This window comes from Seonamhaeicola sp., assembly GCF_028281565.1.
Taxonomy (GTDB): Bacteria; Bacteroidota; Bacteroidia; order Flavobacteriales; family Flavobacteriaceae; genus Seonamhaeicola.
Genome location: NZ_JANQJQ010000021.1, coordinates 54,461 through 70,846, shown reverse-complemented (window position 1 = coordinate 70,846; position 16,386 = coordinate 54,461). Strand labels below are relative to the sequence as shown.

General features: G+C 37.0%; 7 protein-coding genes. 2 read left to right on the top strand and 5 right to left on the bottom strand.

Features of this window, described 5'->3' with window-relative positions; genetic code table 11:
• The first annotated feature begins 123 nt into the window (after positions 1-123).
• Entirely contained in the window at positions 124-3,348 is a 3,225-nt protein-coding gene (locus Q0983_RS10200) for a glycoside hydrolase family 2 TIM barrel-domain containing protein (protein WP_299552304.1), read from the top strand.
• 5 nt (positions 3,349-3,353) lie between these two features.
• Complete coding sequence (locus Q0983_RS10195) at positions 3,354-4,841, top strand: sulfatase (protein ID WP_299552301.1); 1,488 nt, start codon at positions 3,354-3,356, stop codon at positions 4,839-4,841.
• Positions 4,842-4,884: 43 nt separating this feature from the next.
• Here Q0983_RS10195 and Q0983_RS10190 read toward each other — a convergent pair whose 3' ends face one another.
• The 5 genes from Q0983_RS10190 to Q0983_RS10170 all read right to left on the bottom strand — a co-directional run bounded on the left by Q0983_RS10190 (position 4,885) and on the right by Q0983_RS10170 (position 16,375).
• Positions 4,885-8,922 (bottom strand): hybrid sensor histidine kinase/response regulator transcription factor, encoded by a 4,038-nt coding sequence (locus tag Q0983_RS10190; RefSeq protein WP_299552298.1) that lies wholly within the window; start codon positions 8,920-8,922, stop codon positions 4,885-4,887.
• Positions 8,923-9,064: 142 nt separating this feature from the next.
• Positions 9,065-10,906 (bottom strand): metallophosphoesterase, encoded by a 1,842-nt coding sequence (locus Q0983_RS10185; RefSeq protein WP_299552295.1) that lies wholly within the window; start codon positions 10,904-10,906, stop codon positions 9,065-9,067.
• Between the two features lie 14 nt (positions 10,907-10,920).
• Positions 10,921-13,863, bottom strand: a complete 2,943-nt coding sequence (locus Q0983_RS10180) for a glycosyl hydrolase 115 family protein (protein ID WP_299552293.1) — start codon at positions 13,861-13,863, stop codon at positions 10,921-10,923.
• Between the two features lie 3 nt (positions 13,864-13,866).
• Positions 13,867-14,934 (bottom strand): phosphatidylinositol-specific phospholipase C1-like protein, encoded by a 1,068-nt coding sequence (locus Q0983_RS10175; protein WP_299552290.1) that lies wholly within the window; start codon positions 14,932-14,934, stop codon positions 13,867-13,869.
• A gap of 1 nt (position 14,935) precedes the next feature.
• Positions 14,936-16,375 carry a glycoside hydrolase family 125 protein gene (locus Q0983_RS10170; protein WP_299552286.1) on the bottom strand — a complete coding sequence of 480 codons (1,440 nt, stop codon included), beginning with the start codon at positions 16,373-16,375 and terminating at the stop codon, positions 14,936-14,938.
• Positions 16,376-16,386: the final 11 nt, after the last annotated feature.

Sequence of the window (16,386 nt, the reverse complement as noted above, 5' to 3'; positions counted from 1 at the left end):
TTACCTTTTTCCTGTCTTTTTGTCCTCTGTCTCATTTCACCCCCTTTTTTGAGACAAGCGGTCGCACCTATTCATTCGCTATATAAGTACTTTGTAATTTAACTACTAAATTTTACTAATAGGATGGTTAAGTCACAAGTTTTATTATTCTTAATTTTCTTTGCTTTTTTAAATCCGCAAAGTGCATCAACTCAAACAATAACAGACCCGATAAAGCCCTGGGAGGATCCTCAGGTATCCGGTATCAATAGATTACCAAGTAAAGCCAGTTCACACTCCTTTGCAAATGAAAAAGAGGCTTTGGAAAATAATAAAAGGGGCTCTTCCCGTTACAAATCACTAAATGGTAACTGGAAATTTTCATGGAGCCCTACCCCTCTTGAAGCTCCTGAAAATTTTGAAACTGAAAACTTTGACGATAGCAAATGGCCTGCTATTCCGGTACCGGCAAATTGGGAACTACATGGTTACGGAACAGCGATTTATACTAATGCCATTTACCCTTTTGAACCGGTGAATCCTCCCTATACGCCAAAAGACGATAACCCGACCGGCTGCTATCGCACTACTTTTGAAATGAATCAAGATTGGGAAAACAGCCAGGTAACACTGACTTTTGGCGGTGTAAGTTCGGCATATTATGTCTGGTTAAATGGTAAACTGCTTGGTTATAGCGAAGACACCATGTTACCAACTCATTTTGATGCTACCCCCTATTTGAAATCGGGCACAAACACTTTAGCTGTAAAAGTTTATAGATGGAGTGATGGTGTTTATCTTGAAGATCAGGACCATTGGCGCCTTAGTGGTATTCAGAGGGATGTTTATTTAACAGTAGCACCAAAAGTACAACTATATGATTTCTATGTACAGACAGATTTGGATGACCATTATAAAGATGCCCTACTAAAAATACGTCCTAGAATTAAAGTATTTGATGATATCAATATCAAAGGTTACCAATTGGAAGCTAAACTATTTGATAAAAACGGCGAGTCAGTACTCAACAAAGCCTTAAGCATTCCTCTGGAAAAAGTATTCCATGAGAAATTTGAGCAACGGGGCAAACCGGATTTTGGTTTATTACAAACCGTTGTTAGCAATCCAAAAAAATGGAGTGCCGAAACCCCTAACTTATATACATTGGTTTTCAATGTTAAAAATGCCGATGGTACTATATTGGAGTCCCGAAGTACTAAAGTAGGATTTAGGGAAACCAACATTGTAGACGGGGAGTTTTTCGTAAACGGTGAACCCGTTTTAATATTTGGTGTAAACCGTCATGATCACGACCCTATTACGGGAAAAGTAATAAGTGAAGTATCGATGCTGAAGGACATTAAGCTTATGAAGCAGCTAAATCTAAATGCGGTTCGTACCTCGCATTACCCCAATGATGAACGCTGGTATGACCTGTGTGATGAACATGGCATTTATGTTATGGATGAAGCTAATTTAGAAAGCCATGGTTTAGGAGGGAAATTAAGTAACAACCCTGCTTGGTCCAGCGCGTTTTTAGAAAGGGCGGTTCGTATGGTTGAGCGTGATAAAAACCACCCAAGTATTGTATTTTGGTCTTTAGGGAACGAATCAGGTTCCGGGTTTAACCATGCCACTATGGCCAACTGGATACGTTCTTACGACCCTACAAGGCCTGTGCACTACGAAGGCGCACAAACTACAGGAGGCAAAGCCAAGGTCGAGAACAAAATACTTAAGGATCCCCTTTATGTAGATATGATCAGCCGTATGTATAACCCTATTGAATATATGGCTAAGATGTCTGAGTTAGAAGGTGAGACCAGACCCATAATATGGTGTGAATATGCGCATTCCATGGGGAATTCAACAGGAAACCTGTTCAAATACAGGGATATTTTCAGAAACAACAAACAGGTTATCGGAGGATATATCTGGGATTGGTGTGATCAAGGTTTAGCACAAAAAACACCTGAAGGTGAACCCTATTATGCCTTTGGCGGCGATATGGGTGATACCAAAATAAATTCGGGGAACTTCTGTTTAAATGGTATTGTTGGCCCTAATAGGGAACTTAAACCAGCGTCCTGGGAAGTCAAAAAAGTATTCCAACCTATCGTGATAAAAGCAAAAAATTTAGTTGAAGGTGTTGTTGAAATTAAAAACCTATTTGACTTTACTAACCTTAATGCATTTGATATTTTTTGGCAATTACAGGAAGATGGCAAAACATTACAGTCTGGCATCCTATCGCCAATAGATTTACCTCCTAATCAAACTACTAATCTTAGCCTCCCCTTTAAAAAACCAAAACTTAAACCCGGGGCGGAATATTTTGTGCGTGTAGGCTTTAAACTTAAAAACGAGACGTCATGGGCCGATCAAGGCCATGAAATAGCTTGGGAACAATTAAAACTACCATTTAACAAGCCATTAACCGCATATAGAGCGGATAAAAAGTCTGAGGTTAAATTCATTGAAGATACCAATGCAGTAAAGGTAAATGGCAGTGGATTTAATATCACATTCAATAAAAAGACAGGTGATTTAGTTTCATTTAAACAAAATGACATAGAATTTCTAGAAGGCGCTTTGGCTTCAAATTTCTGGAGGCCGGTAACCGATAACGATCGCGCTGGTGCTAAAACACCAAAAAAGCTTAAGGTATGGAAAAATGCCATGAAAAAAAGAACTTTAGAAACCGTTAAAGTTACCCAAGTGTCTTCTGAACAAGTTAAGGTTTCTACTCTTTATGTATTCGACAGTATTGGTCATATTACCATAAACTATAACATCTATGGTGACGGTACTTTAACAGTAAATAACTCCTTTAAGGTAATTAAAAATGGTGGACTCCCCATTATGCCAAAATATGGTATGCAGGTAAAAGTTTCAAATGCCTTAGACAATTTCACTTATCTTGGGAAGGGTCCGCATGAAAATTATAATGACAGGCAACTAAGTGCTGATGTAGGTCTGTACAAAGCCTCTGTGATGAACGATTATTATAGTTATATCCGTCCACAAGAAAGTAGTAACAAAACTGAGGTGCGTTGGTTTTCTCTAACCAATAAGGAAGGCAAAGGTCTTTATATATCGGGCATATCAGATAATTTAAGTGTTAGTGCCTGGCCTTATAGCGCTGAAAATATTGAAGACGCCCTCCATACTTATGACTTGGAAAAAAGTCATTATATTACACTGAACATAGACCATAAACAAATGGGCGTTGGAGGTGATGATAGCTGGTCTCAAAAGGCTTTACCTCATAAGGAGTTTCGAGTGCCGGCACAAGATTACAATTATAGCTTTATGATTAAACCGATAACAAAAATCCAAAACCGAAGATTACCTATACCAAATAATTAACCAAAGTGATTTATAAATTGAGAATTTCAACGCATATTGTTAATGCCTTTATTCTTTTTGCATCCTTATCAAGCTGTAAAAAAGAAATCCATACAAAGCCTGAGAGCGCAAGCAAACCCAATATTGTTTTAATCAATGTAGACGATTTAGGCTGGAAGGATTTAGGCTATATGGGCAGCAATTATTATGAAACTCCTAATATAGACCAATTGGCTAAAGACGGTATGGTTTTTACCAATGCTTATGCCGGAGCCGCCAATTGTGCCCCCAGCAGGGCTTGTCTCATTTCAGGCTTAAACACCCCCAGACATGGTGTTTTTACGGTCAGTCCCTCAGACCGCGGTGATCGCAGAACTAGAAAAATAGTCCCTATAAAAAACACCAAGCATTTAACTAATGAGGTTTATACCTTGCCTAAAATGTTAAAATCGGCTGGTTACAAAACTGCAAATTTTGGGAAATGGCATGTTGGTGAGAATCCAGCAGAACAAGGAATAGATTATAACGTAGGGGGAAGCGGTAAAGGCAACCCGGGTAAAGATGGTTATTTTTCACCATATAATATCGATTTTATCGAAGATGGCCCCAAAGGTGAATACCTGACCGATAGATTGACTAATGAGGCTATATCTTTTATTGAAAAGAACAAAGCGTCCAGTTTTTTTGTTTACCTCCCTTATTATACGGTACATACCCCAATCATGGGCAAAGAAGCCTTGGTTGAAAAATTTAAAAAGAAACAAGGGAGCCATGGTCAGGACAGAGCGGATTATGCTGCCATGGTAGCTTCTATGGATGAGAATGTGGGCAAACTGCTTAAATCACTTAGGGATTCAGGTTTAGAAAATAATACCCTGATTATTTTCACTTCAGATAATGGAGGTATAAGATCTATATCAAGCCAAACACCTTTAAAAGCTGGAAAGGGTTCCTATTATGAAGGAGGCATAAGAGTCCCATTTATCGTTAAGTGGCCTAACCATGTTAAGGCAGGTGGTAAAAACACCAATACGGTAAGTCAATTAGATATCTACCCTACATTACAACAAATTGTTGGAGCACCAGACAAAGCATCAATTTTAGATGGGATAGATATAACGCCTCAATTAAAGCATAGTGATAACACTTTGACTCGTGACTTATATTTTCATTTTCCAATTTACCTCCAAGCATACAACCCCGGAAAAGATGATGCTCGTGACCCATTATTTAGAACGCGACCAGGTTCCGTAATCATTTCAGGTAATTGGAAACTTCACGAATATTTTGAGGATCATGCTTATGAATTATACAATTTAAAGGAAGATATAAGCGAACAGCATAATTTGGCCGCCTCCCATCCGGAAAAAGTAAAGGAACTGTCCCATAAATTAAATGCATGGCGCCTCTCCATGAACGCGCCTGTACCGAATGAAAAAAACCCGGAATATGACCCGGTTTTTGAAATGAATAAAATTAAAAAGGTACTGGAGAAGGCTGAAAAGCGCAACTAAAGACTAAGGAGGTGCTTATTGATGTCCATATGGTATCAAAAGGTCATTTAATTAGTCGACTTGGGGCATAACCGAATTGCTTTTTAAAACACCTGCTAAAATAATAAGGATCATTGAAACCAACCATATTCGCTACCTCAGACACATTATGGTTTTTGGTTTTTAACAATTTGGCCGATTTTTTCAGTCTCAGCGTTCTAATAAATTCGTTAGGTGACAAATCCGTTAGTTGGGTTATTTTTCTATACAATTTTGAAGAACTCAGGCCTATTTCAGAACAAATAAAATTAGGGGTTAGCTCTGGGTTCTCTAAGTTCTTTTCAATAATACTTTTAACTTTTGTAATTAAATCAATATCAATCTGTGAATGGGCAAGCGTTATAACATCACTTTCTGCTTCACCGGAAAACTTTTTCTTAAGGTCAAAATGAATCTTAATAATATTGTCTATTCTGGATTTCAATAAGGCCGGATCAAACGGCTTCACCAAATAGCCATCCACTCCTATTTTAAATCCTTTAATTTTATTTTCATTTTCGGCAAGGGCGGTTAATAAAACTATTGCTGTATGGCTAATGTTCTCGTCATTCTTGAGCGCCTGGACAAATTCAAACCCATTCATTTCAGGCATCATAACGTCAACAACACAGAGCACCGGTTTGACTTTATAACAAAGTTCTAAACCTTCTTTGCCATTTTCCGCGCCATACACTTTATAATCACCAGAAAGAAAATCAATTAAATAATTTCTTAATTCCGGATTATCGTCTATGACCAATATGGTGTTTTTTACGTCTGTATTTTGTATTATTTTTTTGGAATAATTATTGACTTCGGACGCGTATGTTTGTTCAATGGTTTTTACCTGCTTTTTACTGTCAATAAAACTTGATATTTCATCCTCATTGTATGAAGATTTGGCTATTGGTAACTCTACCGTAAAAATACTACCCTCATTTATGGCACTTCTAACATTGATAGTTCCTTTATGTAAAGTTACTAAAGCTTTCACCAAGGACAGGCCAATTCCGGTACCAGTGGTATTTTCTTTACTGTTTGATGCTTGATAGAACCTTGAAAAGATCTTTCCTATGCTTTCCTTGGGAATCCCTATGCCATCATCACTTACCTCAAGAATCAACTTTTCATTAGTTTCACTAAATCCTATAAACAGATCCACATTACCATAATTATTGGTAAACTTAATCGCATTAGAAAGCAGGTTATACAGGATTTTTTTATACTTATCCATATCTATCCAACACACTACTTTCTCCTCTTCTATATTAAAATTCAAGTTTATATTCTTAGATTGGGCCAATTCCATAAATGAATAAAAAATATCCTGGGTATCTGGTAAAACATCTGTTTGGAACACCTTTAATTTTATTTCACCCGTCTCTGCTCTCCTAAAATCCAATATTTGATTGACCAACCTCAACAATCTGTTAGCATTATGGAGAATTAAGCCAGCCTTATTTTTATGATAATCAGTACTATTTTCATAGTCCATCAATTGCTTTACCGGCCCTAAAATTAGTGACAATGGTGTTCTTAGTTCATGGGAAATATTGGTGAAAAACCTCAACTTTTCGTTGTTTAATTTTTCATCTCGCTCCCTTTTCACTTTTTCGGTCAAAAGTTCTCGTCTTAATTTTATTCTACTTCTTATCTGTTGCCTCGTAAAATAAAATGCTATTCCCAAAATAAATACAATAATCGCCTGCCCCTTGTAGCTTAACCAAAAATGGGGTAAAATCTCAATTGTATAGGATGAGAACGCACTCCATAAATTCTCATTATTGCTGGATTTTATTTTAAAATTATAGGTCCCTGATGGTAAATTAGTGTATTGTACTACTCTTGAACTACTTCCGCTTTCTATCCAGTTTTCATCAAAACCTTCTAACTTATACTTAAATTTATTCAAGCGTTCATTTGTGTAGGACGGCACAGAAAACTGAATAGAAAAATTTCTGTTGGCATAGTTAAGCGTTATGCTTTTTGAATAATTTATATTGGATTCAAGCGGTACTTGACCATTTACCGTTAAACCTGGCAATACCGGCTTGTTATTTATTCTGAATTCTGTAATAACCGGTTTAGGGGTCCATTTATTCTCATCGATGTTATAAGGTTCAAAATAAATGACTCCGTTTTTTCCAGCCAGATAAACAACAGAATCATTAAAATTATAAAAGCCACTGGAGCTAAAAACATCCAACCTGTTGCCACTACTTATATTATATATATGAGCCTCATTGGTTTCAACATGATATTTAGCCATTCTATTGTTATTCATATTCAACCATAGATTTCCCTTAGTATCCTCAAGGATATCGGTAATCCACCTCCCTTTCAATTCACTAATTTCATCTACCACTTCAATAAACGCATTTGTATCCGGATTATAAACACCTAAACCCTTACGGGTAGCTGCCCAAACCTGTCCATTAGAACTTGAAAGAATATCACTGACATTGTCGTGAGGTAAACCAAGACCCGTTGCCTGGTCCTGATTAAATGATGTCACATTCCTATTAATAAAATTATAGTTAACGACTCCATTTTCTGTAGCAAACCACAATTTTCCATCGGAATGTGATACCACATTATTTACTTCGTAGTTATGCAAAATATGATCCAGTTGTTTTAAGCTTTTGGCTTCAAAAATCTTCACTCCCTCTCCAAAAGAACACACAATTAGTTTACCGTCTAATTCAATAACGCTAAAAATGGGAGCCGAATTAAAACCAAGATCCAAAATTTGAGAGGCGGTTTTGGTGTAATTATAACGTAATATCTTCCCGTTCCACAACCCACAATATATAGTATTGCCATCCTTGGAGTAAATACTCGCCAAGTCACTACCGTTATTATACAATGGCACAAATTCCCCTTCCCTGGATATAAAGAGTCCATCATGTCTTGTGGCTACAATGACTTCATTGTTTACACTTTTTGTAAACCCCCTAATTCTTGGTAATTGATTGTCAATATATTTTGAAATGTCTTTGTTAACCTTGAACTGATTCTTAAAGGGATCATATTTGTCTAAACCATCTTCGGTTCCAATCCAAAGCACTCCGGAGGCGTCAAAGTAAAGGGATGAGATCAAATTATCGACAATAGAAGCATTATCGGATAGCACAGAATAATACCATTGGTATTCCCCTTTACCAATCTCTTCCAAGGTGTCGCATACCAAAAGCCCTCCTAAAGTACCTACCCAATACCGACCATTAGGGGATCTGGCTACAGAAATAAAATAGGTGCCTAATTTATTTTTGACATCCTCATTTTCAAAGGTTAAATTTTTAAAAGTAGCTTCCGATTTATCAAATTTATAAAGTCCCTCACGGGTTCCTACAAAAATATCTTTCTTGGCGTCTTCATAAATAAAATTCACATAAGGGTTAATCTCGGTGGAGTTAGGTATTTTAATGGTATAATCATCTATTTCCGAAATATTTCCATTGTCATCTAAGGTAATTTTTGCAATAGATGCCGTCTCATAACTTCCAATCCAAATATTCCCGCTATTATCTTCAAATATTGCCTTTATATAATAAAAATCCTTTAGTGGAACTTTAGTGAATTTATTGACATCCTGTTCAAATAAGTATAGTCCCCTATTTTTCGTACCGACCCATATACGGTTAAATTTATCGATATAAACGGACCTTATTTCTTTGTCAGGCAAACTAAAATTATTGTTTACATCGGGTAAAAAAGTGGTAAATGTGTTTGTTAGCAAATTTAAACGCGTAAGACCATTCCTTGTACCAATCCATAAATTATTTGACCCATTATCTAACTTTAGTGCCGTTATATCATCATTCAATAATTTGTTATTTCCGGAATCCGAGCTTGTGAATGTTTTAAATTCATAGCCATCAAATCGATTCAGCCCTGAAAATGTCCCCAACCATAAAAACCCATATTTATCCTGTACTATATGTCTAACAGAACTATGCGATAGGCCATCACTATCATTATAATGGTCAAATGTGATGTTCTGTCCTTTTATACTCCAGATGGCTATAAAACAAAATAATAATATGTAGGTTTTAAATCTCACTTATCTAAATTTAGATTACCAAATCTTCTATACTTAAAGAGGCTTCAATTTATTTTTCAAATCCCATGATGAAGGCGGTTCTATAGGCTTCATTACATATACTGCAAATTAAATTTTTAAAACTGCCATATCAATTTAGTCATTATTCGGCAGAAACTTGTTGAATGGTATTGGATTTTAAATCTATTGTAAAATGATTAGATGGTTGTCCATTAGTCGTCCTTTTAAAAATAGCACTCCACAATTGAAATTGACTGTGGCCTGATTGCTTTAATTTATCACACACTATTTTATATTGTTCCAATTGTTTTAAACCAATATCGGGTATTGCCAATTCATCGGCACTTCTTAAACGGTAAAAGTCAAAAATCATATCAAAGCCTGTCCAAGTGCCAAAATCGTCTAAAACCAGGCCTTTATCCTTTAATGTTTTATTTAATACATCGACATCTAAGGCAGTGTCCAATAGCAGCAAGTCCCTGCCAGTAGATTGGGAAAAAGTGCCCAAAAATTCTGGCGGCCAATCATTGGGTAAAAACCTAAGCCTGACCAATTCCTTTAAATGCCATTGGGTAAACTCTTTATAAGTTTGCGCCTTTAATACGTCCTTGTTCCAAATCTTAGAATCATTGACGCTTTGTAAATATTCATATTCCTTTGCATACAAAGGGAAAAGATTATTAAATCCCGGAACGGAATCCATTACCACCGTTTCGATTTCAAACTCAGTATTTGAATGCACTGTTAGTATTTTATAGGCGGGAATATAAGCGGCCAACGATGGTATTTGAATGTTGATTATCGTCTGTCCTTTTTTAGTTGTTCTTATACCTGTATCATTAATATGCATGTGTCCCCCAAAATGAACGTTAACACCTGCTTCGGTAAATGCGTCAGCTACATCGTCATGAGGCACACGGTGTAGTTGCATTTTTTTATTTCCAAAAAATGATCGTATTTTCTTCGATGCTCCATCATTAAATTCAACCATTGGATAATGACTGAATACTATTAATGTTTTGCCTAACTGCTCAGCACGATTAGTCACCGAGTGTACCCAAGGAATCAAATGCTTTTTATGGGTTAACACATTATTATATCCTATGCTGGCACTATGATAACTAATGGGATTTAATTCCTTGTTCTTAATGTTTTCCTTAGGCACATATACATTGGCATCAATGGCTAAAAACCATAAATTTTCTCCAGGTTCTACCAAATAACTTACATCTGGCATTAATGAATTAATTGGCGGTATTTTATATTGCCTTTGTGATAATTCGGACTGCTGTAAAGCTTCTTGAAATTTATAATTTTCATAGGCATATGATGAAAACGGTGTTTCCCAGTAAACGTCTGTTTTTTTTGGGAAAAACCCAAAGGCACTTAATTCACCTAAAATCTGGTCATACCCCAACTTGGCTATATCTTTTGAAATGACAACCGGTAAGCTTAAGGTGTCTTTAGCAACATACATACCTTCTTTACTATAAATGGGCTGTTGCTTCCCTCCTGCTCCCAAAAAATCCGGCTTCCCCGCATCTTGAAAGAATGGGCGAACCGGGTCATGATTACCCGTTGTGGCTATAAATTTTATGTTGTGTCGCTCCGAATAGGTATTTAAAATCTCCCTTAATCCTCTGATATTTAAAAGTTGTCCGTCATCACTAAAATCGCCCGGTAAAACTACGTACCTTATACCTCGTGAAACAACATCATCTAAAGCCGCTATAAAGGCAAAATAATTTTCGTTAAAAAGCCTTGTGGACTGCAGTTGCGATTTCATAGTACGTGCTAAGGTAAATTTGCCCGTCTTCGGGTTTTTTACGCCCTCATAATGTGAGTCTTGAAATTCCCCATAAATATCCTGCAAATGTACATCTGCCATAAAGGCTATCTGCAAGCTGTTTTTACTAAGCTCATGTTTCGGTATACATGAAACTAAAAGCCAACTAACACTAATAATTATGATGGTATGTTTCATATGATTACCCAAATTTACATTTTTGTTTCCGGCGGAAAGGCATACGAGGATTTCCAGCCTCCCAAATCAATTAATATCTGATCGATCATGACTCCTGGGTCTACCATCCAAATCTTCAAATTATGCTTACCTGCTTTATTTACTATTTGTCTAGCGGATTTAACTGAAGCATTCTTCAATACATTTTGTTTCCAAATATCACTTCTTCCAAACGTTTGAAAATCCATAATTACAGGCTCTGCATCATCAATAGCAACGGCACATCTTACACCTTTTCCTTTATGAAATGCATGCGTTGGTACCGCCTGCACATAAACAGCTGCTTCTCCAAAGTTAAATGAATAAAAATCATATTCCAATGAAGGGCTTTTGCTTATAATATCTGAAATACTCACTTGTGAATCCGCTGTTCTGGGTAAGGCCACACTAACTTGTCCTGAATATCCAATACCTTCCAAAATATTCCAAGAGGCCTCCTTACCATCATACTTTCTTGAATATTGCTCTGCGTTTATGGATACGTAGCCCTTATCTTCAACAAAACCTTTATAATTCTCCAAGTCTTGAAGCTTCGGATTAAATACTGAAACTCCAATGGTCGTATGGGCATCGCCACTTAAAAAATCAATGGCCGAATTCACCTTATAACTTGGCGGAATTAACTGATAGTCATGTCCTAAAGGCGCTTCTTTTTTGTCTTCACCTTTTGGTACTTGTTCCCAATCTATGGTTACCCAAAGGCGTTCTTCTAGGTTATTGACGTTTAATGTTCCCGAGGTTTTTGATAGTATTATCCAATCTGCCCTGGGCTTTGCTTCCCAAGCTACACTTCCTTCACCTTTTAAAAACACATCTACATAGTAGCTGTTTTTTGTATAGCTATTAAAAACTGGCAGTACATCGGCATAGGAATTAATAATGGACTGGTTTACCTCCATTTGGTAGCTTTCTAAAGCTATTCCGAGTGCAGTACTTTCCTTACTCAGAGGCATAGTAGCCGTGGGCCTGGAAAACACCGGCAAATGTCTTGGGGATGCACTCATGATATGATGCCACTTGCCTGCTTGCAATGTATTGTTAAAATAATCAGTTTCCGTTTGAATGCGTTTAAAAGCTTTATAGGCTTTTTCAGCAAAATAATTGGCACTAGCCCGTCCCTGGTCGGCAACAAATTCATTTTTGTAAGTGTATAACCATTTATGATTTAAACTTGATGCTCCAACCACCGGGTAATAGATTAATTGGTAAAAAGCATCTTGTCTATTAGCCGGTATTTTTGGTTTTAAATAGTCAACCTTATCTATCAATTTTTGATAATCATGAATTCTTTTGGATACCTCATCGCCATAATGGTATTGCGTCAATTCCATTTTTCCTGCCTTGGTGACTGGTTCTACCTGGCTCCAGGCCATAAATTCCGGTCGACGTTTAAATGCCAGGGTATTGTTTTTAAACATCAGATCTGTTATCTCTTTGGCATGTTTTTTTCCAAACTCACGTGAAGCCCATGCCGTATGATGCTGTTTAACCGATTTACTGTCTTTAAATGCGCTCATATTCCAGGCCATATCTAAAAACAGTTCTATATTGTACTCATGCGGTTTAATGTCTCCACAGTTTAGGATCCAAATATCCCTGGATTGAAACTCAAATGCCTTAGACATTTCCTCCCACATCAACACGGGATTTGTGGAGTTTAACCATAAATAATCATGTGGCCTTCCCCAATAAGATGTATGATAATAAACGCCTGCCCCTCCTGACCTCTTTTGTTCTTCGGGGTTACTTAGTTGTCGAATATATCCATAATTATCATCTGTCCAGACCAAGCTAACATCTTCAGGTAGATTTAATCCGTTTTGGTAATAATGAAGCACCTCTTTATAGGGCACAAATGCTTGTGGCTTGGCAACGCCTTTTTTTGTATTCGCTTTAAGGATGACTCTTTGATCTGTTATGACTTTTTCCAAGAGTTTTACTTGTGAATCTGTATTGTCTTCGCCTACAATCATAGGTGAATCGTGCTCTCCTCTCATACCAACGGTATAAATACCTTCGTAATTTTTTGTTTCTTTAGCACGCTTCTCGAATAATGTTCTTATAGATTCTGAATTTGTATCGTAACGGTAATCCCCCATCTCATCATGGTTCCATTCCGCATTAATATTACAAAGCATAGGTTCTGCGTGTGAACTACCAACCACAATGGCATATTGATCTGCTACTTCTTTATTTTTGGGGTAATGGTAAAATGCTTTTGTGCATTTATGCATGGCAGGCCAAATGGTATTGGCTCTTAAACGCAATAATAACTCAAATACTTTTGCATAGGTTTTTGGTCCGATATCCCCAGTTTCCGGTTCATAATTTAAGGCTGCCCAACGTTGCAGTCCCCAGTCTTCATCATTTAAAAAAATACCACGGTATTTAACTGAAGGGCTTCCATAAGTTTTGTTGTTTATATTTAAGACTACTTTTTCTTTTTTATTTGGCGTTACATCGGCCCACCATTCCCAGGGGGAAACGCCCATCATTCTGGATAACTCCAATATCCCATAAGCAGTTCCCCTTCTATCGCTACCAATAATTACCAAAGCCTCCTTTACGCCTTTTATTGGATTATTAACAATCTGTATATTATAGCTTTCCCATTTTGATTTAATTGCTTCTATGCTCACTTTCCCATTTGAAACCATGGTATCAATCCACCGGTTGTTTCCTAATGTTCCTGCTATTATCAACGAGTTTGATTTTGGCTTTTTTGTAGTTATCAAAGGCTTTGTGCCCGTTATATTAAGCACATCAGCAGCAAAAATATGGGCCGCAATCTCTACTACTTTTGCATCTTGCTTATCGATTAGTATGCTCGCTTGCTTGTTATTATCTACAACTAAAAACTGTTGTTGTTGCGAAAATGCCAACTGAAGCCCTAATATTAGTAAAGCATATTTATACATAATCTAATTTTTTATGCGCTCGTAGGTACCGTCTTCAAAACTTACTTTGAAAGTAGACGGGAATAAACCTGTGGGGATATAATAGTCTGTTGAAATAACCTGAGCCCCTGAGGCCTTGGCTTTTATAAACTTGGAGTAATCGTTGGTACGCGCTTCTTTAGTACCGGCATCAGCTCTTGTACGTACCATATAACCTTTGGCAACCAACTGTTGAATATAGTCAAAATCCTTAATGGGATTATTTATAATCCTGAAGGCCGCTTCCGGGTTTCCCTCCTTACTATTTGCAAAAAGCACGCGACCTTTTAAGGCAGGGTGCCCCTCCAAGTACCTGCCAATTTTCTCCGCTTTCTCATCCAAAACAAAAAGAAACTTCCCTTTAGAGGTTTCCAAATTTGGCCAACCTTTGGTTAAAACGGCTTCTTCTAAAGTATTGTAATGGCCACGTACGTCATCCGGTGTTATTAATTGGTCGTTTGAAAATACGGAACGAATTTCATTATCCAAATCATCATAGGCCCTTTTTGTAAACGATAAAGGTGGCGTTAAACCATCTATTACTTTATCTTTTGTATTCATTAAAATGAAAACAGGAGTATGGTTTGGATGCGTTTCAGACCAATTTTTAAGTGCCTTTAGGCAGTCCTTAAATAATAAATAATGACTTCTAAAATCAATATCCTGTATATGAAACAGCTTTAATCCCGGTTGGGCTAATTTCCCTGACACATCGAAAGCTAAAGGAGCTTTACCCGAGGCTTTCACTATTTCGAGTCCTTTTGGATTTGAAAAACGCCCGCCTTCCGGGTCGTAAAACACATCCAATTCCAGGTTTCTCAATCCTAAATCAAGCTGTTTTTCAATTGGAATATGGTCGTATTGCAATGACTTTGCTCCAGAAGAATCTTGAGTATACAGATAATCCCATAGCGGTCCCTCAATAGCCATTTTATAAGAATTGTGGCTACCTATTACCTGAATGTCGTTTAACTTCTGAGCCTTTCCTGTGTTATTTGAACAAGCCAAAAGCATAACACTTAAAATAACCGCTATGAATATTTTACCGTTCACTTTAAATGGATTTCAGCAACGCTGGTTTTTCATTATACAGTTTTACAATCAACTCACCAAACAAGGTATTGGCCCATGCAAACCATTTTCTAGAGAATTTAGAAGCATCATCTTTGTTAAATGTTTCATGCATAAAACCTGTATTATCATGGGTTTTCATTAATTGTTTGATACACCAAACAATTTCATTATCATCTTCGCTGGTCATGGCTCTTAAAATAATACCCATTGGCCAAATGGTATCTAACCCTGCATGAGGCCCACCTTGTCCTTCTCCAGCTTTACCTTTAAAATAGTACGGGTTATCGGCACTTAACAAGTATTTACGCGTATTTTGATATACTTCCGGTTGATAATACTTTTTCTTGTTCAAATATTTCATTGCTATTAAGGAAGGAATGTTTGGGTCATCAATAAAGACTTTATTGCCATAACCATCTACCTCATAAGCGTAAATTTTTCCATAATCCAAATGTTCAGCAATGGCATATTGGTTAATAGCTTCCAATACTTCTTTTGAAAAAGCTTCACACTCATTTGCAAATGCTGTATCGTGTAAAACCTCTTTGTAGATCTCGCTTAATTGCGCTAATGATTCTACTGCAAATAAATTGGAAGGAATTAGGAACGGATACATACAACCATCATCTGAAGGACGGAAGGCTGAAGCGATCAACCCAACGGGTTTCATTGGCCTTCCTTTTCCTTTAAATGGTGCCACAATATTGTTATTCCACCTTAAACGTCTAAAATAATAAGGAGTTTCCCCATCCTTTCGCTGTTCGGTTTTAAACACCTCTACTATTAAACGCGCTGCATTATCCCAGTCTGAATCAAAAATTGAAGTATCCCCCGTTTCCTTATAATAACCATGTGCCAAACGCACGGCATAACACAATGAGTCAATCTCCCATTTACGTTCGTGAACACCCGGGCGTGGCATTGGTTCATCATTTTTCCAATGCGTTTCCCTGTTAAAATCTTTCAAAAAGGAATTTGCATAGGGATCCAGATTGATGCATTTTGTTTGGCGATTTATTAGTCCTTTAAACAAATCGGCTAACTTTTTTTCTTCCTTGATTAATGGAAGGTAGGGCCAAATCTGTGCTGTTGAATCACGTAACCACATGGCGTCAATATCACCTGTAATAATATACGAATCCGGTTTGCCGTCGATATATTCAAAATCTACTGTGGTATCCAAAGTATTTGGAAAACAGTTTTCAAACATCCATGACAATTCTAGGCTATCTATGCCTTTCTTTACCTTTTTTATTGTTTTCTCAACCGCTATACTTGTAAATGTTCGGTCAGCTATGGCTGGTCTATTCGATTTAAACTCTTGATAAGTCATTACCCAATTTAATGCTGGACTATTTAAGGTGGAAAGTCCTACCGTAGCCAATGTTGTATTTTTTATAAAATTCCTTCTGCTTGCCATATACATTGTTC